Genomic DNA, 25,348 nt, shown 5'->3' on the forward strand with positions numbered 1-25,348 from the left:
GCTTGCCGGCTGTATGTTAAAAATATTTTTTGCGCCAGTTTAAACCCGAATTATTTACTGCCAGACATAATGAGTCTGCTATAAATATTTAAATTTCAGGGCTTTATAATTAATTGTATCGAATTATCAATAGCTCAAATTGGGGTATGCTTGCTTTCTTCCCCTTATTTTGCTGTTAACGAGAGAAATGACAGGCTTCGTTAATGACCCGAGCTAATGGCGTTTATTTTGGATATAGCTGTAGGGCATTCACAAATGCACTACCTTTATTCGGTTTAAATTCCAGCAGCAAGCCTGGCTCACCAATCTGCACATTAAAAATCTTTTCCAGGGCAAAATTACCGCCTACTTGTGCTGAAGGAGAAAAATCCTGCAGCAAAGGTTCCCCATTCAGCAGCACATTCATATTCCCCACCTTCCCACTGCTATCCTTTTGGGCATGAAGATCATAAGCCAATGGAGGACCATGAAATTGCAGGTCGGCAAATAACAAACGCAGCTCGTATTGGCCCGCCGGCAAGTCAAAATAATAGCTAAATTCACCGATTCGCTTGGTTTGGTATAAAGGATCATGAATCGTTCCCTTGATAGCGGCAGTGGTTCCCTTTCGACGGCCTCTTTTGTAGGGTTCTCCTCCCTGGTGCCCCATTCCCTCCTGCTCCGGATAGTCGGCTAACCAGGCAAAGTCATCCTCTGAAGAATGATAATAAGCCGTGCTGCCTGCATTAATGCCAATACCATTCCAGGGCAATTTTCCTGAGTCACATTTAACGTATCGGATATTCAATTCTGCTTTTTTCGAGATCGATTTTTGCTCAGCCCTCACCTCTAATTGCTGTGGACCTTCGGCAAGCGGCAACTGCCATTTGGCCACGCCTCCCTGCACTTTTTGGCTACCGACAAATTCCTGATTCAAATACAGATCGACCTCCGGCAAATTGGAAAATACCTTAATTTCCTGCACACTGTCCTGCGGCCAAATGACCCTATTGGACCAGTCGTGCACGGCCAAATGCAATACCGGCTCTTTGGACATTAAGGCCTGTGCCAGATAATACACATCCTTCGGCGAACGGTCGGCATAACAAAGGCCTTTATTATTAATATGAGGCATAGACTCCTGACGCAGGGCGGAGGAAAAATCGAACTGATTCCATATAGCCCCTCCCATCAAATAATCCTTTTCCTGAATGATCGGTAAATAATAGGCTAATAATTCCTGTTGGTATTCGATGGAAAAATCGAAGGCTTCGGCCTGCGTACTGTGTAATCGACGGTCGCCACCAGCTCCAAACTCGGAAATGATCATCGGGCGATCAGGGTATTTTTGGTTTTCCTTTTCAATAAACTGCTCAAAGTCTTCCATATGCTCTCCATACCAACCCTGATATAAGTTCCATCCCACGATATCCGGCACCTCTGCTATGCCAATTTCATTATAAAGCTGACTTCCATGGAAAGCCATAGCTGTAAATCTGCTCGCATCCAGCCCCTTGCAAATCTGTTGAAGCTCTTCCCCAAATTCCTTGGTTGCCCGGTAATGTGCCTGCTGGGCTTCTTTTCCCTTAATCCGGTAAGGCACCTGAATAATGGGTTCGTTCATTAACCCCCAAATAATAATGGAAGGGTGGTGACGGTGCTGAGCGACCATTTCTTTCAATGCTTGACGGGTGTTTTCTTTAAAAATTTCATTGTTCCCCAAAATATCCACCATCGGGATTTCCTCCCAAACCAACAGCCCCAGTGCATCACAGGCTTCCAAAACAGCGGAGGATTGTGGATAATGGCCCAATCGAACAAAATTGGCGCCCATCTCCTTCATGATTTTAATATCCTGCTGATGTTGTTTGGCGGAAAGCGCAATACCCGCTCGTCCTCTATCCTGATGGCGACTAGCCCCCATCAATTTCAATGGTTTTCCATTCAATATCAATTCATTGGAAGGGCCGATGGCGATCGTGCGAAAGCCTGTTTTCGTTTCAAAACTATCGTACACCTCTCCCTTTGCATCCAGCAGCCGAACTTTTACCGTATACCGTTTGGGCTGCTCCGGAGACCAGAGAGTAATTCCATTAATGGTGGGTAAATCCCAATTACGATCTATGATGCCCTGATGGGCTTTAAAGGAATAGTTGCGGGAAAATATCATTTGTCCTTCATCCAGTAACTCGAATGCCAAACGCATTTTTCCGGATTTCATTTTTGAGGCCACCTTCACATTCAATTGTGCCTCTAAGCTTCCTCCCTCCAAATGAGTGGTCACCAATTGAACACCTTTTCCGCCATAGGTATCATGCAAGAAATGAACAGGCGCAAGCTCATGTAACCAAACCGATCGGTAAATCCCACCAAAAATGGAAAAGTCCCCATTCAAAGGCGGAATATCTTTATTGGTATTTTCTACTACTACTTTTAACTGATTCTCTCCCTGAAAATTCAATGCTTTATTCAAGGGAACAAAGAAAGAAGTATAGCCTCCCTGATGACTTCCCACCAACACCTCATTCAGATACACTTCTGCCTGAGAGTTTACGCCTTCAAATTCCAGTTCATAATCTTTCCCTGCTTTAAGCTGAAAGGTAAGGTTTTTGGAGTAGACCGCCCGTCCCCTAAAATATTTTGAGGTGGTATAGGCATCCTCATTATAGTGATGTGGTAAATTCACCAATTCGGCAGCTTCCTGATCTGCGCGCTGGAAATACCATCCACTATTCATACTCTGTCTACCAATTTGAGCCGATAATATAGCGGGCCATGAGAGTAGGAAAAAAATAAAAAGGTAAACCTTCTTCTCCATAAAAATTAGCTGGTTAATGAATTTTTAACAAATATGACAGCTTTACCCTGGGTGAGAGACATTTTACGCCACATCAAAAATACATCAATCGTTTTCAGAAGGATTACATCCGTTGATTACCAGCAACTTAACCTCTATTAAAACAAGCTAAAAAAATAGTAAAGTACCCTCCTGATGTAGGCAAAACTCATCTTTTACGGCGGGCTTAAATTCCGAAAAACAAAAAAACGAAGTGCTAAATCCGCTTCTTTTTTCAATACTGTCAAATAAATGGCGGCAGAATAAGAATACCATAATCAATTTTTCAGTCTTTCATTAGTGAATAAATGAGAGATTTATTTCATTCGCATTTTTAGTGCTAGGATACAACGGATGAAAAACAGCTTACTCATATTTTTCTTACTATTCATTATTCAGAATTACCCCCCATTATATGGGCAGGTAACCGGGGTGCGGAGACCTGACCTAAGGGTGTTTCATAAAGAAGACTACGGAGCAGAAAATAAAAACTGGGACATCCATCAGTCCGACAAGGGCCTGCTATTGGTTGCAAATACCTTAGGCCTCCTGAGTTTTGATGGAGAGGAATGGCAACTTTTTAAAACCGAGCTTCCAATTCGATGTGTTTATGCCCAAAACGACACCATCTATGTTGGAGGAGATAATACGCTCGGCTATTTTCTGGAAGAGGATCTCAAATCCGGCTTTCATTCTCTGGCCAAAATCAAATCGGATATTTGGAAGATTTTCCCTTTCAACGACCGAATCGTTTTCCAGTCTTTTGATCGCTTTTACTTTCTAGACCAAGGCAGTCATATTGGCTATGAAAGAATTAATGTGGGGAATACGACCTATGCCTATGAGCAACAAAACCGGATCTATTATCAGATTACCTATGGCCGGTTATACTATACCAATTTAGGCGGAGAATTACGGGAGGTCGCCCTAAAGCAGCCCTCAGAAATAGCCGCTCATCAAATGATGTTCATACAAGAGCTCAATGAGGAAGAGTTGCTGTTGGGCAGTCTGAATCAGGGCATGTTTCTTTTAAAGGAAGGGAAAATGCTGCCTTTGCCTTCCCGTGTTAACGAACTTTTAAAAAAATACCGTATCAATCATATACTGCCACTACCAGAAAATCGATACGCTTTTGGCACAATGGATGGCGGGCTCATCATTGGAGATTTGAAAGGCAATATTGATTATCACCTGAATACGCAAAGTGGCTTACCGAACAACCGGATTCACTCCCTTTACCGTAAAGATCATCTGCTATGGATTGGGACGGACAATGGTCTGGCCATGCTGGACTTAAGTGCGCCCTTATCTTTTATTGCCGACCCCTACCTACAATTGGGAAGTGTATATGACATTGCCGCATGGGACAACACCTTCCTATTAGCGACCAATCAGGGCTTATTTCAAACGGAGAAACATCCGCAGCAATTCCCGAATGTCGTCAGATTAAATAAAATTAACGGTTCAGAAGGGCAAAACTGGAACATTGAAATTATTGAAGGAAAAGTCTTTTTGGGTCATAATGGTGGAACTTTTATTTTTAACCAAGGCCAACTGGAAAAAATATCGCATGTCGCCGGCGGCTACAAATTGTTGAAAAGCCGAAAGCATCCCCACCTCTATTATCAAACAGCCTATTTTGGTCTGGCCGTTTATGAACAAAACGAAAATGGTATTCGGTACCTGAGTACCCTACGGGAAATTGCCACCCAAACCCGTGACTTGATCGAACTTCCTGACGGGAAATTAATGGTCACTACTATTGATGATAATGGATATCTATTAGAAATGACCGGAGATGGGAAAAGCATTCAGTCTTTGGAGGTATTTCCATTTTTTGAAGGGGAAAAGCAAATCCGGGCTTTTTCACTAAAGGACAGGGCGATCGTGACTTCCTCCGGAAAAACTATGTGCTATTCCGATGGCGAATGGACGGAAGCTCCAAAAGGATTACGAGGCATACAATACCTCTCCGAGCCACTAGGTGATTACTATTTGGTCAAAAAAGATAATAAGCTGGTATTATACCATGAGGCGGAAAATAAAATGATCCCCTTGCCTCAAAAAATCGCGGCGCTGGCGAAAAAGATGATTTATCGGTATGAGCATATTGGCATTTTATCAGAGCATGAGTTTGCGGTTTCCCTGGCGGAGGGAATAGCCATTTTTGATTTAACGGCTTTTCACCAGCAAGCCACCAGCACGGATCGCCCTAAAATTCTGGAGGTGGCCTTTTATCAGGACCAAAATGGAAACCACCTTCCGGAATTTGACCCTATGGCAATACCTTATCGTTATAATTCAGTAAATTTCAAATTGAGTGATTTTAATTTCAAACACCCCTCCACCTACCATTACTTCTTAAGAGGTTACCACGACCATTGGCAGCCTCCTACTACGGGCAATCATATTTCGTTTCAAAACTTACCTCATGGTCATTACACCCTGCACTTAAAGTCTGATACGGCACAGCAGGAAGTCACTTATTCATTTGTAATAAAGCCTCCACTACTGCTCTCGGCATGGGCTTTGGCAGGCTATTGCCTGCTTCTTTTGGCTTTGATTTATGGATTTTTTATGGGCTTGAAAATTCATCATAAAAAGCAAAAGCTCAGCTTATTGAAAAAAGAAAGAGAGCGGCTGAATAAAATCCGACTGATCAATCACGAAAAACTGTTGGAAATGGAAGCAAATCAATTGAAAAATGAAATCGAATATAAGACCGAAGAGCTTTCCAAATTACTGTTGCAGAATAATAAGAAGAAAGAAATCATTGATCAGATCAAAGAGGAAATCGTTCAAATTCGACATCAAAAAAGATATGTACAGCCTCAGGATATTTCTAAACTCAATCGAATAATCGATCGGAATTTTGATGAGAAAAAGGATTGGGCCATTTTTGAATCTGCCTTTACGGAAACGCATGCCTATTTCTTTAAGAAACTTAAAAAAACGCATCCGGAACTTTCCGAGGAAGATTTACGTCTTTGTGCCTACCTAAAGGTAAACCTCACCTCAAAAGAAATTGCCCCAATTTTCAATATTACCCCCAGAAGCGTGGAGCTCAAACGGTATCGTCTGAAAAAGAAAATGGGCTTGGAAAAAGACGTTCACCTGAAGCAGTACATTCAGGGGTTCTAAGCCGGACTATGCTTAAATCCTCGTTTAGCTACAAGGCGGAAAAAGGAGGGCGTTTTTCCTATATCGAATTTTTCCCAAAGAAGCAGATGAATGAGGAGAAAGCAAGCCTACCCAAATTTGGGCTATCGGAAATTTGGTAGGACAAATGACAACTGAATGATTAGCAGCCTCTTCAGGTAGATCCTAAAACTAGCGGTGAATAATTCGGGTTTAGCAACTTGAACGAAGGCACTAAAACTTGTGAAGTACAATTTGGCTTAGGATAATTTTCCCATAGGAGTGCTGCAGTACCGAACCGAATAATCGTGTAAGGCCTTAACAGCTATCGAATTTATTCCCCCATTTTGCCTCATAAAAATCCTTCCACTTATGCACCACGATTAGCTCAAAACCTTCTCCATTATAAAATCATCCATGATATAGCCCTTTCCGATCTCCGCCACCGTGGGGCCCATATTTTCAAAGCCCATTTTATCATAGGCCGCAATACTGCCGGCATTAAATTTATTCACGGTCAGACTGATGGCGGTCAGGCCTTTTTCCCTCGCCAGGGCTTCAATAAAAGTCATCATGCTTTTGCCCATACCCTTTCCACGAAAATCATCCAATAGGTAAAACTTGCTAAGAAATAATTTCCCCTCACGCGGCTGAACGGCAAAGTAACCTACTAATTTATCTTCCACAAACTGACCGAAATACAGATAGCCTTCCCTTAACTGAGCGGCCACTGCCGAGGCTGACTGGAACTTTTCCAACATATAAGTCACTTGCTCAGAACCGATAATAGGAGTATAGTGCTGTTGCCATATTCTGCGCCCTAGAGGCACAAGTAAATCAATATCAGCGGGGGTTTTCAGAGGTTTAATCATAAATCTGTTTCAATATAAGCTTTAAAGTCATGGCCATAAATCCGGTACCAAAAGGTGCAAGGGTGACCCAGCGCAGTGAAATGGATTAAAAAATTACTTATTTTTCCTGCTGATTGGAAAAAAACAAAGGACATTTTGCCCTGAAGTTGCATTTTTTTTCTGTCAGCATCTCTTATATATCACAAATAGCACTGATTACCAAAAGCCAAACAGTATGAAAACAGTCATTGGCAATGAATTCCTAGAGGCCACCATTAAGCATGATGGCGCGGAACTTTGTTCCCTGATCAATAAAACCACCGGCAAAGAACTGCTTTGGCAGGCCGATCCCGAAGTATGGGGTCGACATGCGCCCATTCTTTTCCCTTTTGTGGGTCGGTTGAAAAATGACCAGTACACCCATGAGGGAAAAACCTATAAGATGGGACAACACGGTTTTGCCCGTGATCGTGAGTTTATCTTAAAAGCTTCCGATGCCACCTCTGCTCTTTTCGTTTTAACCTCTGATGAGCGGTCCTTGGCGATTTATCCATTCCGCTTTGAACTAAGGGTACAATACAAAATTGAAGCAAAAAAGCTGACCATTGGCTATCAGGTGGTCAATACCGACGATAAGACGATCCTTTTCTCCATTGGCGCGCATCCGGGCTTCAATGTGGTTTTGAACGAAGGAGAAGCTTTTGCGGACCACAGCCTGTGTTTTGAAAAAGAGGAACAGCTGGACCGCATGATGCTGGGAGAGGGCGGTTTGTTTGATGGCCGTATCGACATGGGCTATCAGGCGGGACGTCGTCATCTGGAACTGACTTATGAGAAATTCGATGAGGATGCCATTGTGTTCGAAGGCTATACCTCCCGCCATTTGGATCTGGTCAACCTCAAAGCCGGAACGGCCACGTTAAGGTTCCACTTCGAAGGATTTCCCTACCTGGGCATCTGGACCAAGCCTAAAGCTCAGTCTCCCTACATTTGTATTGAACCCTGGTTCGGGATAGCGGACCATCAGGATGCCAGTGGAGAACTGTCTGAAAAAGAAGGCATGCAGGTACTTCCGGAAGGCCATTCCTTTGGCTGCCACTATGGCGTAGAAATTCCGTAGGATCAATCAATAAAACAGTCCTCTCAGGCTTCATCTTCACTAAGGAAAAAGGATGGAGCCCTTTTCTGTGCTCCTTTGCGGCCCTGAACACCTATCTTTCTAAGGTATTCAGGGCCGTAATAAGCAAGTGGCGAGCGCACTAACACTTCGCTGGAGAACAGCGGAAAAAAGAGCACTTTTCTCCCAATTTTAGGGAAACGACCATCAGAATTACCAATTTCGTTCGGGCGCATCTTGCTTGCGTTTTCTGAACTGGAGAACTAATCTACCTATTATTTGAAGCCAATCACTTCACATCTTACACATTTCCCCAAAACCTGCCAGAATTTCCCCCCTTACCTCTGAAAAAATAATCAACCAAAAATTTCCGGAAAATCGGTGAATTTCCTGACTTGAAAAAGGGGATGATCGTACAAATCATTATACGTCAACCATTTCCAAAACCAAATTTCCCGTAACCATTCCATGGATTATCTTCAAAGTAAAATTCTTGAGGACTATACCGATCAGATCCGGCAGGTAGAGGCTGAACTTTGCGATGTGCAAAGCCGGATCAGTATACTGTCCAGCCATGCCCTTTTTAGTCGTTCCGCACTTCAGGCGCTCAATCGCTACAGTGAATTAAAAGAACGCTTTCAAAATGAATTAATGGAATTACAAGCGGTCGTGGATCAGCTCCGGACACTGAAATATTACCGCATGTTTAGCCTTGGCAGCAGCCGGAAAGACCTCAATATTTTGCTCAAAAAAATTATGTCTGATTATATATAATCCCCGATTCAATAACACAAAAAAAGCCCGAAGCATAGTGCACGGGCTTTTTTTTCAGCGTGTTAAAAAACGAAAATTTGATCATTGCAGAAGCGATACCCGAATATTTTGAGAAAATAGCATCGCTATTGTTAAGAAATGATCCAAAATCGTTTCCAATCATTGGAATTTGCGGCCGGATGATGTGCTTTTTAAAAACGCTCTTAATATCAATAAATCGAAATATACCAGATTATAAAACTTCCGCTCCCTGATAAATCGGCAGCTCCGGATTCGCGCCCCATTCGCTCCAGGATCCGTCATAAACCGCCCAATGTTCATAGCCCAATAAGCTTGCACCAAAAGCCAGAATACAGGCCGTTATACCTGAACCGCAACTGAAAGTGACCTGCTCATGTCCCATTCGTGGATCGAAATAGGCTTTTAATACGTCCATGTTCCGATTCAAGACTGCCTGAATTACCGGTGCGTAATGAATATTCAGCGCCCCAGGCATATGCCCGGCACGCATTCCGGCTCTGGGCTCAGGCTCAATCCCTTCATATCGTACCGCCGAGCGGGCATCAATCACCACCTGCTTTTTATCCACCAAGCCGGCCAAAACATCCGCCTGACTTTTATATAGTTTTCTATTAAACTCCGAAACAAAATTACCCGCAAAAACCGGTTTCCCATAAGCTTCCTCTACCGGATAGCCCTCCATTTCCCAGCGGGGAAAGCCTCCGTTCAAAATGCATACCTGCTCATGTCCCATCAACTTAAACAGCCACCAGGCACGCGGAGCGGAATAAAACCCATGGCGGTCATAAATCACCAATTGATGCTGATTGTTTATCCCCAACTCCCTGCAGGCTTCCTGAAAAGCTTCCGGCGTCGGGATGGTATTGGGCAAGCCGCTATCTTTATTAACAAATACATTTTGAAGGTCCATCCTCCTGGCACCGGGAATATTGCCCTGATGCGGCACGTCGGCCAGCGTCTGGCCTACTTTGGGCAAAGTGGCATCCAGTATAATTACATTTTCATCTTTTAATCGCTGATGCAGCCAGTGTGGCGGTACCAGTAAGGGTTTTTCATTAGTCATGGTGTCAAAGGTTGTATACTATAAAATACAACGAAAAAGAGGAAATATACAAGTATTGCCGCTGCAAATTTCCATCCCGTTTTCATGATTCATCCAGTTTCTTGCTTTTGGAGCGCCCCCTCAAAAGCTTAAGGATGACGGTGGGCAATCGCCTTAAAGTTGGTCGTGCTAGGCAGGTAGGCCATCCAGAAGAGTTCCGGCAACCGGTTTACTACCTTCCCGCTGCTCAAGCCGAATTATGCTGGATAAAACCCTGGTTTAGCCGCTAGGCAGGAAAAATGAAGGAATAGTTTCCTATTTCGAAAATTTGCTAAGGATGCTAAGGAAGGAAAGAAAGCGTGTTCTGTTAAACTCGGTCAGGCTTCTAAAAAATCACTGATAAAGCATAAATTAGTAGGAAATTACTTCTTTTATCAACCCTTCTTTTTACCGACTCGGGAGCATTTCATTTTATGCTCTATAATGTCTTTTCATTTTTTCTTGATAAAAAACGAAACAAAAAAATCAAGGCTGTGATCAATTCTGGCGGGCCATGGAACCTGCTGACGGAATCCATCAAGGCCTTATTTGAATAATGAGGTGAACTGAAAATAATATTATGGAAATAAGGCTGTGATGCCTTCTGGTCGCCAGCAGAACCCAGGGCTTTCCGCCCATTGATCAAGGCCGGTTTATTGGAGTGAAAAAACAACCGACTGCATTATCCAATCCATCCCTCAAAAAACATTCGTGTAAATTCGGGCAATTCGTGGCTAAAAAAATCTCAACAACACCCTTATCCTTAATGGTTAATGAAAATCGAGCAAAGCCATGTTGTTTTAATGGAAAGCAGCACTCCTACTAACATCCCAAAAAGCAAACAAAAAAATAATTCGTGTAAATTCTGGTAATTCGTGATTAAAAAGTCTCAGTACAAGTCCAGCCCCATAAAAACCCTTTCATTTTTTCTTGATAAAAAACGAAACAAAAAAATCAAGGCTGTGATCAATTCTGGCGGGCCATGGAACCTGCTGACGGAATCCATCAAGGCCTTATTTGAATAATGAGGTGAACTGAAAATAATATTATGGAAATAAGGCTGTGATGACTTCTGGTCGCCAGCAGAACCCAGGGCTTTCCGCCCATTGATCAAGGCCGGTTTATTGGAGTGAAAAAAACAACCGACTGCCTCACCCCATCCCCCCTCAAAAACCATTCGTGTAAATTCGGGCAATTCGTGGTTAAAAATTCTCACTACAAGTCCAGCACCATAAAATACCTTTTCATTTTTTCTTGATAAAAAACGAAACAAAAAAATCAAGGCTGTGATCAATGTTGGCGGGCCATGGAACCTGCTGACGGAATCCATCAAGGCCTTATTTGAATAATGAGGTGAACTGAAAATAATATTATGGAAATAAGGCTGTGATGCCTTCTGGTCGCCAGCAGAACCCATGGCTTTCCGCCCATTGATCAAGGCCGATTTATTGGAGTGGAAAGTACCCTGCCAGACGGCATCACCCAACCCACTCTCAAAAATCATTCGTGTAAATTCGGGCAATTCGTGGCTAAAAAAATCTCAACAACATTCCAGCCTCACACCCACACCCTAAGCGGCCATAAAAAAGAATCGAGTTAAGCATAAAACCCCGGAAGAGCCCATCGCCAAAAGCAGCCATAAAGAATTCCGAACAAAAAAAACACCTCCCGGAAAGAGAGGTGCTCTAAGAAGGTATGAGATAGAGGCTTAAGCCTCCGAAATTGATGGTTTTAATACTTCATTGTAATATTTTTCCCACTTCCATGCGGAATCGGTCATTTCATCCAGGCCAAGCTCAGACTTCCAGCCCAACTCTTCATTGGCAATGGTGGTATCTGCCCAGATTTGCTCAATATCTCCCTCACGACGATCTACAATCTCGTAAGCAAGCTGCTTTCCGGACATTTTTTCGAAAGATTTGATCACTTCCAATACCGAAGAACCAGTGCCTGTTCCCAGGTTAAACCACTCAAATCCTTTTTTATTGTTGCCTTTCATATAACGCTCCAAAGCAATCAGGTGCGCCTTGGCCAAGTCCACCACATGGATGTAGTCGCGAATACAGGTTCCATCAGGTGTGCTATAATCTCCACCAAATACTTTTAAGCCCTGGCGCAGACCAATACCGGTCTGGGTAATAAAGGGCATCAGGTTTTGCGGAACGCCGATAGGTAATTCTCCAATCAAAGCAGAAGGGTGCGCTCCTACCGGATTGAAGTAACGCAATGCCACGCCCTGCAATTCAGGATGTGCATAGATGCTGTCACGCAAAATTTCCTCGCAGATCTGCTTCGTATTGCCATAAGGAGAAAGCGCCACCTGGATTGGAGCGTTCTCGGTTACCGGCAAATACTCCTCCGATGGCTGGCCATAAACCGTACAGGAGGAGCTGAACACAATGTTCTTCACCTCATACTTTTTCATGGCATCCAACAGGTTCATTAACGACTGCAGGTTGTTTCTATAATACAACAGTGGCTTTTGTACAGACTCCCCTACCGCTTTAGAAGCTGCAAAGTGAATAATGCCTTCGATGGAATATTTTGCAAATAAGGCATCTACCTTTGCAGCATCCACCAAATCCATTTCCTCGAAAACCGGACGCTTACCGGTGATCTTCTCAATGCGATCCATCACGCCGGCATCAGAATTGGATAAATTATCCACTACTAATACCTCATATCCTGCTTCTTGTAATACTACGGTTGTATGGGAACCAATGTAGCCAGCTCCACCTGTTACTAAAATCATATCTATAGAAAGTTAATGATGTCTAATTATCGGTCAATTTCATCATTCCTTCCCCCAGAAGCAAAGGAATGAAAGAAATCCCTGTATTATCCTTTATAATGCGTCTCTGAAAGGGCACGTAATCTGTTGGCGGCTCCCTCAGCAGTGATGTCACGCTGCGCATTGGCCAAAAGCTCATAACCCACCATAAATTTCTTTACCGTTGCTGAACGCAATAAAGGAGGTAAGAAAGTCATGTGTAATTGCCACTCCGGATGATCTTTACCGTCTGTTGGTGCCTGGTGAATACCGGCAGAGTAGGGGAAAGAACACTCAAACAGGTTATCATAACGAACGGTCATGCGCTTATAAGCATCTGCGAAGGCCACACGCTCAGCCGCCGTCATTTCTGTGATATTGGAAATCTGACGCTTCGGCAGGATCATTGCCTCAAATGGCCAGATAGCCCAGAAAGGAACCAATGCCACAAAGTGCTCATTTTCAAAGATGATACGCTCCTGCATGTCCAGCTCCATGCGCACATAGTCTACCAACAAATTGCTATTTTTCGACTCGAAATACTTCAGCTGATTCTCCTGCTTCTTGGCCGGAAGATCAGGTAAAGTTTCCTGTGCCCAGATTTGCCCGTGTGGATGCGGGTTCGAACAACCCATTACCGAACCTTTATTTTCAAAAATCTGTACGTGGTTGATAAAATCCTTAGCGCCCAGCTCTTCATATTCCTTGGCCCATAGGTCCACCACCTTGCTAATTTCATTCACTTCCATCTCCGGAATCGTCAAATCGTGACGTGGAGAGAAAACGATCACCTTACAAATTCCGCGCTCGCTCTCGGCTTTCAACAAACCGCCTTTTTCATAACTTCCGGTGGGAATATCTTCCAATAAAGCGGCGAAGTCATTATCAAATGACCACACATCCTGATAATCCGGATTCACCTCTCCGTTCGCACGGGTGTTTCTTGCACATAAATAGCAAGATTCATCATGCTCCGGGCGTTTTACTTCCTCAATCTTCTCTACCTGTCCCTGCCATGGACGCTTTGCACGATGCGGGGAAACCTGCACCCATTCGCCGGTTAACGGATTGTATCTACGGTGTGGATGATCTTCAAAATTGAAATTAGCCATTTTAGTCTATATTTTGGTCTTCTAAATTATTCCTATAAGTCTCAGGAGGGTTTTCTTATCCCTCTTTAATGAACTATTGCGCTACATGTAAACTCCCGATTAAAACAGGAAAGAAAAAGGGGGACCGAATAGTCCCCTCTACCAACCAACTATTTTAATCCTACATGAGAATTATTTTGAAAGCACTTCCGCCTCTACGCGTGCACCGTCTCCGGTAACTACCACATAAGCGGCCATGTCTTTATTCAAATCTTTTTTGTAAGCAGCAGTCATGTCTGCAATAAACTGGTCTACCGCTTCCGCTTTTACCAGGTTGATGGTACAACCACCAAAACCACCACCCATCATACGGGCACCCAACACATCCTCACGATCACGGGTCTGCTCTACCAAGAAATCTAATTCCGGGCAGGATACTTCGTACATTTTACTCAAACCGTCATGCGATCCGTAAATCTCTTTACCCAATCCTACCAAATCTCCGGACGCCATGCAATCACACGCACGCATCAAACGGTCATTCTCCTCCACTACGTACAGACAACGGTCATATACTTTCTCTTCCAGCTGATCTTTCACGGACTTTACCATCTCTGGGGTACAATCACGTAGATTAGTGATCTCAGGGTAAGTCTTTTTCAACACTTCCACCCCGGCTTCACACTGCTCACGACGCGTATTGTACTCTGAAGAAGCCAAAGAGTGAGAAACTTTGGTATCACATAATACCAATTTATAGCCATCCATTTTCAATGGTACCAATTCCATTTCACGGCTGCGGCAATCCAAACGAATCACATGGTTCTCCTTACCGAAAGTAGAGGCAAACTGATCCATAATACCACACTTCACGCCTACATAGTGGTGCTCAGAAGCCTGCCCCACCAATGCAATTTCTTCCTGACTTAGGTTACCCTCGAACATGGTGTTCAAACCGGTTCCTAAAGCACATTCTAATGCCGCAGAAGAAGACATTCCCGCCCCGATCGGCACATCTGAAGAAAATACTAAATCATAACCTTTTACCTCCACGCCTTTTTTCACCAACTCTGCTGTTACTCCGATGATGAAGTTAATCCAACCTTCTCTTGGCTGTGCATCACCAATTTCGAAGGTTGCCTCTTCATTTAAATCGATAGAGTAAGCACGAACAACTCCCTGGTTATTCTCCGCAATGGCGAAAACCATCTCTTTATCCACTGCTGCCGGTAATACAAAACCGTCATTATAATCAGTATGCTCACCAATAATATTGACACGACCAGGAGCACGTGCAATCATTGGTTCTGCTTTAAATAACTCAACAAACTTATCTCTTACCTTATTAGCATCCATAGCTCAAAAATTATGGGTTATGATTTTAAAAATAAAAACGTTCAGCATTATTAATATTGCAATAACAATAAGGAAACAATGCCCTTTCCTTACAATATCAAAGGTAAAGGATCGATTATCGGACAACAATACATTAATAAGGCAAAAAGATGGACTATTTTATTTTGCGCTTGAAATCAGTTGCGGACTTCTATTCCTGATTTTTTTTATTTTTTTTTCAATAGAGACTTTCGTTCCTGCACCCACATCAACCCTCAGAAAAAGAAACACTTAACTGGAAACTCATTCCATAAACATGGTTTCTTTACGGCTTTCAGCAAATCCAAAACACAGCCAAACAATTGATTTAAAAAGAAAAAGCATACATTTGTCACCGAAATTATGGAAACTAAGCCGGAAACCAATAAGTCACTTTTAGTGTAGTTTCGGCCAACGCAAAATAAACTATGAAAAAATTATTACTCATTGCAGCGCTTGTAATGACCACAGCGCTTAGTGCTTCCGCACAATTGGTTAACATTGGATTTCGTGGCGGCGTAAATATCGCTGGATACAACTCAAATCACCCTTCTGACGGGAAATCAGCTCGTGTAGGTGGTGTTTTCGGTGTTGCCGCAGAAGCAAACCTTGGCCTTTTTGGCGTTCATGGAGAGGTGAACTATGCAATGGCAGGTTTAAAGTTTGATAATGCACCAATAGCAGAGGGGGTAACCGTATCCGGTAAACAAATCAGAAATTATCTTCAGATTCCGGTAATGGGAGCATTGAACCTTCCATTAGGATTTAAAATCATGGCAGGTCCTCAATTAAATGTGCTTCTATCTGCTCAGGATGATCTTAAAGCAAGTGTTGGTGGGGTAGAATTACCGGGCCAGGAAAAGGTAGATGTTAATGATGAGGTTAATGACTATGACTGGGGATTTGTTGCTGGTGTTCAATGGAAAAAAGGACATTGGGCGATTGATGCGCGTTATAACCACTCTTTTACCAATATGTACAAAGAGGATGACGGAGGAAAGACAAGAAACATGGCTTATTCATTTGGCCTTACATACTACTTGTTTGACTAAGTCATCTTTAATCATATAAAAAAGGACTTATCCAATTTGCGGATAAGTCCTTTTTTGTTTGTGTTCAATTTTAGAGCGTATTTTAAAAGCTAATATTCGCAGCGACACCCGATTATTTTGAGAAATTAGCGTCGCTTTTTGTTAAGAAATTACCCAAACTCGCTTCCAATAATTCGAAATTACGGCTGTATGGTTTGCTTTTAAGCACGCACTTAAAAATCAAAATCATCAGGATCCGGGCCAATCCGCTCATGTTTATTAAGCGCATTGATCGTGGCCATATCCTCTTCCGAAAGCTGGAAATCAAAGATATCTGCATTCCCTTCAATTCTATCTTTGTGAACCGACTTGGGAATGGTCACAACTCCTCGTTGCAAATTCCAACGGAGCACAATTTGTGCGATATTTTTCCGATACTTCTCTCCAATCCCTTTTAATACCTCTATTTGAAAGACGCCGCCCTGCATTAATGGCGCCCAGGCCTCTAACTGAATATCCTTTGATTTACAAAAGGCCTGCAGACTATCTAAGGATAAATAGGGATGATATTCCATTTGATTGACCGCAGGTATTACTTTAGCCACTTCTAAAATGGCTTCCAGATGATGTTGATGACAATTACTTACGCCAATCGCTAAAGCCTGCCCTTTCAGATAAAGATGCTCCATTTGTAGATAGGCTTCCACAAAATGCTGTTTTACCGGCCAATGCAAAAGATACAAATCCACATAATCCAACCCTAATCGTTCTAATGAAGCTTCCAGGGCTTCTTCCACTTTGCCACTTCTGATATCATCATTCCATAATTTAGTGGTGACAAAAAACTCTTCCCTACTCAGCTCACTGTCGGCAATGGCTCGCCCAACATCCTCTTCATTATTATAGATCATGGCGGTATCAATATGTCGATATCCCGCCTCCAAAGCCCAGCGAACTGCCTGGTACACTTCATCACCTGCCTTGGCTTTGAAAACCCCTAAGCCTAAATAAGGCATTACGATCCCATTATTCAATTTTACAGTTCCCTGAAGATTGGTGAGTTCCATATGGTCATGTTTTAAGAAAAATTCCCCTATCCCATTCAAAGAGGGAAAAGCGTCCTTCGCCTTTCATTTACTTAAGTTATTATTTTAAATCTTAAAAGATTCAAAACGAACATAATTAATTATTAATAAGCTATAAAAAAAGGGAGAATAAGCCATTGTTTTCAACTCAATTCCTATCCTTTTCCATTAAAAGGTATAAATTTATACCTATAAGCTATTGAACCCATGACTTATCTGAAATACTTCCTTCTAATTTTTAGTTGTGTCGCCTGCCTTTCTTTGGAGGAGTCGGACCGCCTGCACCAGGTTTCCGTGTCCTTTGATTTTCATACCAACCATCACCGTTGGATCAACCGCATAGTCAATGTTTATCCGGAAGAACTCCTTCAAATGGAGTTGGACTGGAAATTAAGCGAGGATAGCCTAGGGAGTATATTGCGCTTTCAATCCACAGATAGAGGCTTAAGTGATGTTCATTTATTCTATGCCCTCACGGAATGGGAAGCCATTAGTGGGTTTAACTGGGATGAAGCTCACGAAATAGAGGCGATAATGAAGATGAAGGTTAAACTTCAATATCCGGATAGTTTAGCCTCGACAAAAACGCCCGATATTAAAGTAAAATTCAGTATAAGGAACCGTTTACCCCAATATTTGGTTAATGAGGATCAGTTAATCATTCTGGATGAAGATCTTGGCTCCCTGCAATATGATACCGAGGAAGTACGTTGCTTATCCGGCAGCATCCCCTTGGAGCAATTGAAGGAGGGGATGATTTTTCAGGAAATTGAGTTCACCACCTCCAGCCCGCTACGTCCTGTTCAGCCCATTCTGGGGGAGGATGCCCTATATATCGGAATTCATTTTTTCTCTGATAGTCCTTATCTTATTCAGGAATACCAACTTAATGAATTAAATATTCACCTCCACAATAACTTATCAGATTAAGCCTATGAAAAGCGATGATTTCCTGGACTTTACCAAAAATGAAGGAGGCCCCATTCTTCAGTTTTTAAAGAGCTTTAGCCGGCTTATTATTATTGGAATATTAGTGTTCATCACCTTTTATTCGGCCGCTTTTAAAGTGGGGCCGGAAGAAGTCGGCGTGATCACCCGCTTTGGTAAGTACCAAAAAACGGTGGAATCAGGCCTAAATTTCAAATTACCTTATATCGAATCGGTCTATAAGGTAGCAGTAGAAAGACAACAAAAACTGGAATTTGGATTTCGAACCCGCCGACCGGATGTCCGCTCTGAATATCAGGAAGGATCCTCCAAAACCAAAGATGAATCCCTGATGCTCACCGGTGACCTTAACCTGGCCGATGTAGAGTGGGTGGTACAATACCGTATCGCTGATGCGTACAAGTATTTATTTAAAGTACGAAACCCGGAAAATTCGCTCAGAGATCTCAGTGAGGCCGCCATGCGCGAAATCGTGGGGGACCGTACCGTCAATGAAGTACTTACCGTGGGCCGGTCCGAAATTGCAGCCGAGCTCCAGAGTCTGGCCCAAAGCTTATGCAATGAATATCAGCTGGGCATTAAAATTGAGCAGGTGGTACTGCAGGATGTCAACCCACCGGAATCGGTCAAGGGGGCCTTTAATGCTGTAAATGAAGCCCAGCAGCAAAAAGAAACGCTCATCAACCAGGCCAAGTCGGAGTACAATAAAATTATCCCCAAGGCCAGTGGAGAAGCCAAAGAGACCATTCAAAAAGCGGAGGGCTATGCCACTGAGCGGATCAATAACGCTTTGGGAGAAGCGAGTAGATTCAATGATTTGTATGCCGAATATGTAAAAGCTCCGGAGATTACCCGACAAAGAATCTATTTGGAAACCATGCAGGAAGTCCTTCCAAAGCTCGGTAAAAAAATCATTACGGACGAAAATGGAGCAAATGTTTTACCGCTGCTCCAAATGAATTTAGATAAGTCCATCACCCCTGCCAAAAAGCCCTGATATGAATATTAAAATCATCATTCTTTCTGTTATTTTCATTTTCGTAGGGCTCTTCATTTCCCAGTCCTTATTCATCGTCGATGAAACCGAACAAGTGGTCATCACCCAGTTTGGCCGACCGGTGCGTAGTGCCATTACCAGTCCGGGCATTAATTTTAAAGTCCCCTTCATTCAAACCACTCACTTCTTTGATAAAAGATTTTTGGAATGGGATGGCGACCCGAACCAGGTTCCGACAAAAGACAAAAAATACATTTTCGTCGACACCTACGCCCGCTGGCAAATATCTGATCCGCTGCAATTTTTCAAAAGATTGAAAAATGAGCGAAATGCCCAATCCCGACTGGATGATATTCTGGATGGGGAAACCCGGGATTTTATAGCTAACCATGAGCTGGAGGAAGCGGTACGCAGTACAAACCGGACCCCTATTGTAGCGGATACCCTGATCGATACCAAGGAGGAATTACATAAAATTTCCACCGGTCGTGAAAAAATTCAGGAAATGATCCAGGAGAGTGCCAACGAACAAGCTAAGGATCTTGGCATTGAGATTCTTGATTTTCGTTTTAAACGCATCAATTATATCAGTGAGGTGAGAAAACAGGTATATGAACGCATGAAATCGGAACGCTTCAGGATTGCCGATAAGTTTAAGTCTGAAGGCTTTGGTGAGGCTTCACGCATCAATGGAGAGAAGGAAAAAGAATTGAAAAAAATTCAGTCTGAAGCTTTCCGAATGGCGGAGGAAATCAAAGGTAAAGCCGATGCCAAAGCTGCTGCGATTTATACCCAGGCTTATAATCAGAGTAAATCTTCTCGGGAATTATATCAATTCATGAAGTCCATGGAAACATTCCAGGAGACTTTTGATCAGGAAACATCCGTGATTCTTTCCACTGAAAGTGAGTTATACCAATATTTGAATCGTTATTAAGCCTGCTTTGACTGGCCCGGCTTTGGGATGAATTTGGGAGAGTAGCCCGAATGATTCATGTTTAAACCCGGATTATTCATACTCCGATCCTCTTTTTAGCTGCAAGGCGGGAAAAATGAAGGAATTTTTCCTATTTCGAGTTTTTTCCAAGGAAGCAGATGAATGAGGAGCAAGCAAGCTTGCCCAAATTTGAGCTATAAAAAAATCAGCAGTAATGAATGTAGTGAAATGATCATAAATCAGTAAAAGTAAATCCCTAAATCTAGCGGTGAATAATTCGGGCTAAACCCCTGATTAGAGCATATTTAAGAACCAAAATTCGCAGCGAAAATTTGATTATTGCAGAAGCGATACCCGATTATTTTGAGAGAATAGCAGCGCTATTGTGGTGAAATTATCCCAAATCGCTTCCAATCTTTCGAATTCGCTGCCGGATGGTATGCTCTTAAACATGCTCTTCGCTGTAAGTCGGGAAAATGAAAGGGGGGTTCCTATTTCGAGTATTTGCCAACGAGGCAGATGAATCGGGAGAAAGCTCACTCCCCCTAATGTGGGCGATTTAAAAACCAGCGATATTAAGCCCAAAGCAATGATATGCTTCCCCTATACCTTCGCTTCTAAAGCTGGCGGAACATCATTCGGCTTAGAATTTCAACCATACCGGCATATACTCTTGCTTTTAGAAAACGAACCTTCGTCCTTGACATCGCACGGAAAATCAATTCCAATACGTCGAGTTCCCCTGAAATAAAGCGGATATTATTTGCCCGCTAAAATTCCGTTCAGCCACACTATTCTCACTAATTTTTTCTTATTCATTCGTAAAACAATTATTAGACTCTATATTTGGGATAGGAATAAATAAAAATCATGCTTGCAGTATACAGCAGAAAAGAACGCATTCGTAATCATTTTTTCGAATATTATTTTGGTCATGGCCGCATTCTTGGCCTTTTGAGATTAGCCGGAGGGCCCCTAATGATCTTTTTTAGCCTCAAGCTATCAATGATAGACCTCCGAAATTATGAAACTATGTCTGTCATCCTTGGCGCTCTGGGGATGTATACCCTCATCAGGCCACTCACCAGTATGATGATGGAGTGGAAAAAACTAAAGTCTATTGAGCTAAAAGCCGCTATCAAAAAGGAGACCCTTTTCGTGGAAGAAGATGGAATGGAAATCAAAATTCCCTTATCTTCTTTACGAAACATTAAAAAGAAATCCCATTATATCCGATTCAATATGAATCGCTTTCAGGGCTTTTCTATTCCGGACCGATTTTTCAATAGTGAAGACTTTCGCCAACTCCAGCAGTTTCTTCAGAAAAAAAAGGCTTAGCACTTTTAATCCCCACTGAAGCTGAGCAAATTGAATGGCAAAACAGTATCCCCACTAATGTATAAAGCCCTCCAACTTATCAAAAAAATTATAGTAGTTTCCTTTTTTGCCATTCTCCTATTTATTGCTTTCTGCGAATATCAGGTCAATCAAAAAGGGCAGGCTTGCTATGATGATTTGCAGGCCATTCCTGCCAATAAGATCGGTTTGGTGCTGGGTACGGCCAAATATCATAAATCCGGCATCAACCTTTATTATAAATCCAGAATTAACGCCACTGTGGCTTTATATAAGGCAGGGAAAATCCAGCAAATCATTATCAGCGGAGATAATGGGAGCAAATACTATAATGAACCTAAAACTTTTTATCAGGATTTAACCAAAGCCGGCATTCCCAAGGAGAAGATCTTTCTGGATTTTGCCGGATTCAGAACCCTGGATTCCGTGGTGAGATGCAAAAATGTGTTTGGCCAGGAAAAAGTCACCATTATCTCTCAGGAGTTTCACAATGAAAGAGCACTCTTTTTGGCGGACCATTTTGGGCTGGAGGCCATTGCGTTCAATGCCAGTGATGTTCCCTTTTCCTATGGCATAAAAGGTTATTTTCGAGAACGACTGGCCCGCTGCAAGGCCGTACTGGACGTTTACCTTCTCAATACTCAGCCTAAATTTTTAGGCGAACCGGTCATTATCCCACAAACTTCCTGATGAGCACCATGCACAAAACTTTCATTGAAAATAAAACCATCACTGCTGATTTTCACTTTCAACAAAATCAGGTTTTTGAAGAATGCCTTTTTCAACAACTTTCCCTTCAAAATCAAGTTTTTGAGCATTCTGATTTTGTAAATACCACATTTCAAAATTGTGATCTAAGCTTAGCCTCCTTCAAAAATTGTAAATGGCAGCATGTCAAATTCCAAAACTGTAAGATGCTTGGAATCAAACAAGCAGAGATTTCCCCCTTGCTATTGGAAGTCTCTTTCGAAGGCTGTCTTTTAAATATGATACAATTTGAACAGCTTCCTTTGCGAAAAACCAGCTTTAATAATTGTCAGATTCAGGAAGCTATTTTTTTAAATTGTAACCTGCAGGAAAGTATTTTTGATGACTGCGACCTCAGAGATACTTTGTTTCAAAACTGTGATCTGCGAAAAGCAGATTTCCGCTGGGCACAGCACTATATCATCCATCCGATGGAGAACAATATCAAAGGTGCAAAATTCCGCTCTGAAGGCCTCCATGGCTTATTACAACATCTGGATATTCAGATAGAGCATTAAAGCCATACAAACGGCCTCCATAATTGACAGGCGTTTTGAATACCTATCTCAAATATTGCTCTTGATTGTTGTAGCCTAAAATCCCTCTATACTCATAAAAGAATGATGAAGGCAAAGTGCTTCAACAGAAAATAAGCTACACAAAAAAGGCCGCTTCCATAGAGGAAACGGCCTTTTAAATTTTGTTCACCTTGAATTAGGCGATCAAATCCTGCATATAAGCGATCTTCGCTTTGCAGATCTTATCAATCGCTACTAACAACTCACGGATTTCATTGATCTTCATCGAATGAGGATCTTTCATTTTCTTTAGAATATTTTGATAAGTAGTGCCCATTTCTGTACCGATTTCAGCATACGAAATGTTAAGCCCTTTAATTAACTCGTCAATTTGGGTCAAAGTAATGTCAATATTATCAAGACTTTGATTGATCTCTTTCAAAGAGATTTTGCCACCTTTCTTAGCCATAACAACTAATATAAAATTTAATGATAGTTTCTAATAATAAAGATATTTAAAAAAAATTGATCACAAAACATTTGCTTAATATTATTAAGACGAACGCATAAATAATTTTAAAGGTTTTAATATCCATACTTTATTTTATGCAATGGCATTCTAGGGATTTGATTTTAAAATATGGGAAAGCCAAGGCTATAAAAAGAGCGTAATGAACTATATGGATTGTTAATAAAAACTTCAACAATAAAGGGTAGATAAAAGCGGCTAATCCATCATTATGGGCGGATCAGACTAAAAAAAAAGTGAATCGATGGGATTCACTTTCAAATTATATCTAATCTCAATAGTCTATTTTTTCTTTTTCTTTTTAGACCATCCACTAACTTTAGGGGCTTTTTTCTCCTTTTTTATGGGAGCACCCATATCTTCAAAATTAGCTGATTTCAACAGGGATTGCCAATTATTATCATGATCATCAGTAAATTCCAATGTTTCACTGTAATCAGAAATATCTATTTCCAGCACTTTAATTGGCTTGGAAAGGTACTTTTCAATTTGTTGTAACACCGGTTTTTCTTCTTGACTGCAAAATGAAACGGCGCGTCCTTTTTCTTTTCCCCGGCCCGTTCGACCTACCCGGTGAACATAATTTTCTGAAACTTCCGGCAAATCATAATTCACGACATACTGTACGCCCGGAATATCAATTCCCCTTGCGGTAACGTCAGTTGCAATCAATATTTTTACCTCCCCTTTTCGATAAGCATTCAGGGCCTGCTCACGGTCTTTTTGTTCCTTCCCTCCATGAATGGTCAGGGCTTTTATACCGACGCGCTCCATGGCTTTTGCTACACGCTCAGCACGTACTTTGGTTCGAACAAAGACCAACACCTTTTCCTCCGGATTTTCTTTCACCAAACGCTCCAAAAAGAAACGCTTATCATCCATTTCCACATAAGCCACCGAATGCTGGACATTTTTGGAGACCGGATCCTTGGGAGAAATTTGAATTCTTACCGGCTTATTCACTAAGGAATAGGCTAATTCTTTGATCTTATCATTAATGGTAGCAGAGAAGAATAAAGTTTGTCGGCGCTTGGGAATACGCTTTATCACATCACGGATGTCATTAATAAAGCCCAGATCCAACATATGATCGGCTTCATCCAATACCAACAATTCCACCCTTCTTAAATCCAGGTGATGCTGCGCCTGCAAATCAAAGAAGCGTCCTGGTGTCGCCACCACTACATCCACCCCTTTGGCCAATTGGGCAATCTGCTGCTCCTGATCTACCCCACCAAACAGGGAGATGGTATTCACCCGGGTATGCTTCCCGATCTGAATAAAAACATCCGCCACCTGTTGCGCTAATTCACGTGTGGGTACCATTACCACACAACGTACGCCATCAGGACGACCTTTAATTTTTCTTTCCTGCAGGAGATTCAAAATTGGGATAACAAAGGCGGCAGTTTTACCGGTACCCGTTTGGGCAATTGCCAAAACATCCTCTCCTTTCAAAATGGGAGGAATAGATTTATATTGAATATCCGTAGGGCGAATGAACCCCAGTTTACTTAAGCTTTTCTTAAGGAGCGGGGAAATATAATAATTCTCGAATTTCATAGAATCGTATTTTTTCTTCAGTCCATTTGACTGGAATTTTTCCGCAATTTAATAGCAAATACCGAACCGATCGCCACCAAGACTCAATAAATATAAAAATTGGATTTAAAAAGGGACAACTGCATGCCTTATTTTTCAGGCAACAATTAAAAGCATTCCCTTCTTTCTAGAAAAACCAGTCCATATCCTGCGCACCCAAAACCGGATATACCAACTTAATCCGAAAGAGGCTTGCTTAAATCCTCCATTAACTGCAAGAGGGTAGAAAAGACAGAATTTTCCTGTTTTCGAGTTTTCATTTACGAAACAGATGGAAAGGAAGAAAACAAATTAGCCTGATTAGAAGCTAATAATAAATCAGCAAAATCGACCTCAACAAGCTGAAAGAAAGGCCATTAAGCCAGATTTTACAAACTTAAATCCTCGTTCAGCTGTTAGGCGGAAAAAATGAAAGAATAGTTTCCTATTTCACGTTTTTTCCAACGAAACAGATGAATGAGGAGAAAGCAAACTTGCCCAAATTGGGGCTATAATAAATCAAAGAAAATAAATTTTAACGAACTGAAAATAACCCACTTGTGATGAGTTAATAAATTCAGCGGTGA

General features: G+C 42.0%; 21 protein-coding genes and 1 pseudogene. 11 read left to right on the plus strand and 11 right to left on the minus strand.

What is annotated here, in order from left to right:
- Window positions 1-223 precede the first annotated feature (223 nt).
- A complete protein-coding gene (locus tag AAA970_RS18340) occupies window positions 224-2,716 on the minus strand; it encodes a glycoside hydrolase family 2 TIM barrel-domain containing protein (protein ID WP_338238349.1) in 2,493 nt (830 codons plus the stop codon).
- Window positions 2,717-3,169: 453 nt separating this feature from the next.
- On the opposite strand from AAA970_RS18340, the gene AAA970_RS18345 reads away from it, so the two are divergent.
- Entirely contained in the window at window positions 3,170-5,956 is a 2,787-nt protein-coding gene (locus AAA970_RS18345) for a triple tyrosine motif-containing protein (protein WP_338238350.1), read from the plus strand.
- A 380-nt stretch (window positions 5,957-6,336) separates the two neighbouring features.
- On the opposite strand, the gene AAA970_RS18350 is transcribed toward AAA970_RS18345, so the two are convergent.
- Entirely contained in the window at window positions 6,337-6,825 is a 489-nt protein-coding gene (locus tag AAA970_RS18350) for a GNAT family N-acetyltransferase (protein WP_338238351.1), read from the minus strand.
- Between the two features lie 214 nt (window positions 6,826-7,039).
- Here AAA970_RS18350 and AAA970_RS18355 point away from each other — a divergent pair, with 214 nt between their 5' ends.
- Window positions 7,040-7,924, plus strand: coding sequence for an aldose 1-epimerase family protein (locus tag AAA970_RS18355; RefSeq protein WP_338238352.1), 885 nt, complete (start codon window positions 7,040-7,042; stop codon window positions 7,922-7,924).
- A 23-nt stretch (window positions 7,925-7,947) separates the two neighbouring features.
- Here the strand turns inward: AAA970_RS18355 and AAA970_RS18360 are convergent, their stop codons facing one another.
- Window positions 7,948-8,157: a hypothetical protein gene (locus AAA970_RS18360; RefSeq protein ID WP_338238353.1), complete on the minus strand. Its 210-nt coding sequence runs from the start codon at window positions 8,155-8,157 to the stop codon at window positions 7,948-7,950.
- Window positions 8,158-8,389: 232 nt separating this feature from the next.
- Between AAA970_RS18360 and AAA970_RS18365 the strand changes: the two genes are divergently transcribed.
- Window positions 8,390-8,695 (plus strand): hypothetical protein, encoded by a 306-nt coding sequence (locus tag AAA970_RS18365; RefSeq protein ID WP_338238354.1) that lies wholly within the window; start codon window positions 8,390-8,392, stop codon window positions 8,693-8,695.
- A gap of 232 nt (window positions 8,696-8,927) precedes the next feature.
- Here AAA970_RS18365 and AAA970_RS18370 read toward each other — a convergent pair whose 3' ends face one another.
- From AAA970_RS18370 to galK, 5 genes are all read right to left on the minus strand, one after another.
- Window positions 8,928-9,779: a sulfurtransferase gene (locus AAA970_RS18370; protein WP_338238355.1), complete on the minus strand. Its 852-nt coding sequence runs from the start codon at window positions 9,777-9,779 to the stop codon at window positions 8,928-8,930.
- A gap of 907 nt (window positions 9,780-10,686) precedes the next feature.
- Window positions 10,687-11,214: a hypothetical protein gene (locus AAA970_RS18375; RefSeq protein ID WP_338238356.1), complete on the minus strand. Its 528-nt coding sequence runs from the start codon at window positions 11,212-11,214 to the stop codon at window positions 10,687-10,689.
- Between the two features lie 291 nt (window positions 11,215-11,505).
- A complete protein-coding gene (gene galE / locus AAA970_RS18380) occupies window positions 11,506-12,549 on the minus strand; it encodes a UDP-glucose 4-epimerase GalE (protein ID WP_338238357.1) in 1,044 nt (347 codons plus the stop codon).
- 86 nt (window positions 12,550-12,635) lie between these two features.
- Window positions 12,636-13,679 carry a UDP-glucose--hexose-1-phosphate uridylyltransferase gene (locus AAA970_RS18385; protein ID WP_338238358.1) on the minus strand — a complete coding sequence of 348 codons (1,044 nt, stop codon included), beginning with the start codon at window positions 13,677-13,679 and terminating at the stop codon, window positions 12,636-12,638.
- A 171-nt stretch (window positions 13,680-13,850) separates the two neighbouring features.
- Window positions 13,851-15,014 carry a galactokinase gene (galK, locus tag AAA970_RS18390; RefSeq protein ID WP_338238359.1) on the minus strand — a complete coding sequence of 388 codons (1,164 nt, stop codon included), beginning with the start codon at window positions 15,012-15,014 and terminating at the stop codon, window positions 13,851-13,853.
- Window positions 15,015-15,460: 446 nt separating this feature from the next.
- Here galK and AAA970_RS18395 point away from each other — a divergent pair, with 446 nt between their 5' ends.
- Window positions 15,461-16,084: a porin family protein gene (locus tag AAA970_RS18395; RefSeq protein ID WP_338238360.1), complete on the plus strand. Its 624-nt coding sequence runs from the start codon at window positions 15,461-15,463 to the stop codon at window positions 16,082-16,084.
- Between the two features lie 212 nt (window positions 16,085-16,296).
- Here the strand turns inward: AAA970_RS18395 and AAA970_RS18400 are convergent, their stop codons facing one another.
- Entirely contained in the window at window positions 16,297-17,130 is an 834-nt protein-coding gene (locus AAA970_RS18400) for an aldo/keto reductase (RefSeq protein ID WP_338238361.1), read from the minus strand.
- 225 nt (window positions 17,131-17,355) lie between these two features.
- On the opposite strand from AAA970_RS18400, the gene AAA970_RS18405 reads away from it, so the two are divergent.
- The 7 genes and pseudogenes from AAA970_RS18405 to AAA970_RS18430 all read left to right on the plus strand — a co-directional run bounded on the left by AAA970_RS18405 (window position 17,356) and on the right by AAA970_RS18430 (window position 22,651).
- Window positions 17,356-18,078 (plus strand): hypothetical protein, encoded by a 723-nt coding sequence (locus AAA970_RS18405; RefSeq protein WP_338238362.1) that lies wholly within the window; start codon window positions 17,356-17,358, stop codon window positions 18,076-18,078.
- 4 nt (window positions 18,079-18,082) lie between these two features.
- A complete protein-coding gene (hflK, locus tag AAA970_RS18410) occupies window positions 18,083-19,093 on the plus strand; it encodes an FtsH protease activity modulator HflK (RefSeq protein WP_338238363.1) in 1,011 nt (336 codons plus the stop codon).
- Between the two features lies 1 nt (window position 19,094).
- A complete protein-coding gene (hflC, locus tag AAA970_RS18415; RefSeq protein WP_060688374.1) occupies window positions 19,095-20,030 on the plus strand; it encodes a protease modulator HflC in 936 nt (311 codons plus the stop codon).
- Window positions 20,031-21,062: 1,032 nt separating this feature from the next.
- On the plus strand, window positions 21,063-21,368 hold the full coding sequence (locus AAA970_RS18420; protein WP_338238364.1) for a YcxB family protein: 306 nt from the start codon (window positions 21,063-21,065) through the stop codon (window positions 21,366-21,368).
- A 57-nt stretch (window positions 21,369-21,425) separates the two neighbouring features.
- Window positions 21,426-22,076, plus strand: coding sequence for a SanA/YdcF family protein (locus tag AAA970_RS18425; RefSeq protein WP_338238365.1), 651 nt, complete (start codon window positions 21,426-21,428; stop codon window positions 22,074-22,076).
- Between the two features lie 8 nt (window positions 22,077-22,084).
- Window positions 22,085-22,201: pseudogene (locus tag AAA970_RS27835) on the plus strand (hypothetical protein); the annotation flags it as partial.
- Between the two features lie 99 nt (window positions 22,202-22,300).
- Entirely contained in the window at window positions 22,301-22,651 is a 351-nt protein-coding gene (locus AAA970_RS18430) for a pentapeptide repeat-containing protein (RefSeq protein WP_338238366.1), read from the plus strand.
- A 196-nt stretch (window positions 22,652-22,847) separates the two neighbouring features.
- Here AAA970_RS18430 and AAA970_RS18435 read toward each other — a convergent pair whose 3' ends face one another.
- Window positions 22,848-23,120 carry a hypothetical protein gene (locus AAA970_RS18435; protein ID WP_338238367.1) on the minus strand — a complete coding sequence of 91 codons (273 nt, stop codon included), beginning with the start codon at window positions 23,118-23,120 and terminating at the stop codon, window positions 22,848-22,850.
- A gap of 342 nt (window positions 23,121-23,462) precedes the next feature.
- The gene (locus AAA970_RS18440; protein WP_338238368.1) at window positions 23,463-24,743 is read right to left on the minus strand and encodes a DEAD/DEAH box helicase; all 1,281 of its coding nucleotides are present in this window, start codon (window positions 24,741-24,743) and stop codon (window positions 23,463-23,465) included.
- Window positions 24,744-25,348 lie beyond the last annotated feature (605 nt).

Origin of the sequence: Persicobacter diffluens (assembly GCF_036244895.1) — a bacterium.
Taxonomy (GTDB): Bacteria; Bacteroidota; Bacteroidia; order Cytophagales; family Cyclobacteriaceae; genus Persicobacter; species Persicobacter diffluens.

What these genes read in the sequence shown, in the direction of transcription:
- AAA970_RS18400 (WP_338238361.1), bottom strand. Translation starts at nt 17,130, where the DNA reads ATGGAACTCACCAATCTTCAGGGAACTGTAAAATTGAATAATGGGATC.
- AAA970_RS18365 (WP_338238354.1), top strand. Translation starts at nt 8,390, where the DNA reads ATGGATTATCTTCAAAGTAAAATTCTTGAGGACTATACCGATCAGATC.
- AAA970_RS18440 (WP_338238368.1), bottom strand. Translation starts at nt 24,743, where the DNA reads ATGAAATTCGAGAATTATTATATTTCCCCGCTCCTTAAGAAAAGCTTA.
- hflK (WP_338238363.1), top strand. Translation starts at nt 18,083, where the DNA reads ATGAAAAGCGATGATTTCCTGGACTTTACCAAAAATGAAGGAGGCCCC.
- AAA970_RS18360 (WP_338238353.1), bottom strand. Translation starts at nt 8,157, where the DNA reads ATGCGCCCGAACGAAATTGGTAATTCTGATGGTCGTTTCCCTAAAATT.
- AAA970_RS18425 (WP_338238365.1), top strand. Translation starts at nt 21,426, where the DNA reads ATGTATAAAGCCCTCCAACTTATCAAAAAAATTATAGTAGTTTCCTTT.
- AAA970_RS18385 (WP_338238358.1), bottom strand. Translation starts at nt 13,679, where the DNA reads ATGGCTAATTTCAATTTTGAAGATCATCCACACCGTAGATACAATCCG.
- AAA970_RS18395 (WP_338238360.1), top strand. Translation starts at nt 15,461, where the DNA reads ATGAAAAAATTATTACTCATTGCAGCGCTTGTAATGACCACAGCGCTT.
- AAA970_RS18355 (WP_338238352.1), top strand. Translation starts at nt 7,040, where the DNA reads ATGAAAACAGTCATTGGCAATGAATTCCTAGAGGCCACCATTAAGCAT.
- hflC (WP_060688374.1), top strand. Translation starts at nt 19,095, where the DNA reads ATGAATATTAAAATCATCATTCTTTCTGTTATTTTCATTTTCGTAGGG.
- AAA970_RS18345 (WP_338238350.1), top strand. Translation starts at nt 3,170, where the DNA reads ATGAAAAACAGCTTACTCATATTTTTCTTACTATTCATTATTCAGAAT.
- AAA970_RS18420 (WP_338238364.1), top strand. Translation starts at nt 21,063, where the DNA reads ATGTCTGTCATCCTTGGCGCTCTGGGGATGTATACCCTCATCAGGCCA.
- AAA970_RS18340 (WP_338238349.1), bottom strand. Translation starts at nt 2,716, where the DNA reads ATGAATAGTGGATGGTATTTCCAGCGCGCAGATCAGGAAGCTGCCGAA.
- AAA970_RS18350 (WP_338238351.1), bottom strand. Translation starts at nt 6,825, where the DNA reads ATGATTAAACCTCTGAAAACCCCCGCTGATATTGATTTACTTGTGCCT.
- galE (WP_338238357.1), bottom strand. Translation starts at nt 12,549, where the DNA reads ATGATTTTAGTAACAGGTGGAGCTGGCTACATTGGTTCCCATACAACC.
- AAA970_RS18435 (WP_338238367.1), bottom strand. Translation starts at nt 23,120, where the DNA reads ATGGCTAAGAAAGGTGGCAAAATCTCTTTGAAAGAGATCAATCAAAGT.
- AAA970_RS18405 (WP_338238362.1), top strand. Translation starts at nt 17,356, where the DNA reads ATGACTTATCTGAAATACTTCCTTCTAATTTTTAGTTGTGTCGCCTGC.
- galK (WP_338238359.1), bottom strand. Translation starts at nt 15,014, where the DNA reads ATGGATGCTAATAAGGTAAGAGATAAGTTTGTTGAGTTATTTAAAGCA.
- AAA970_RS18430 (WP_338238366.1), top strand. Translation starts at nt 22,301, where the DNA reads ATGCTTGGAATCAAACAAGCAGAGATTTCCCCCTTGCTATTGGAAGTC.
- AAA970_RS18370 (WP_338238355.1), bottom strand. Translation starts at nt 9,779, where the DNA reads ATGACTAATGAAAAACCCTTACTGGTACCGCCACACTGGCTGCATCAG.
- AAA970_RS18375 (WP_338238356.1), bottom strand. Translation starts at nt 11,214, where the DNA reads ATGGGTTCTGCTGGCGACCAGAAGGCATCACAGCCTTATTTCCATAAT.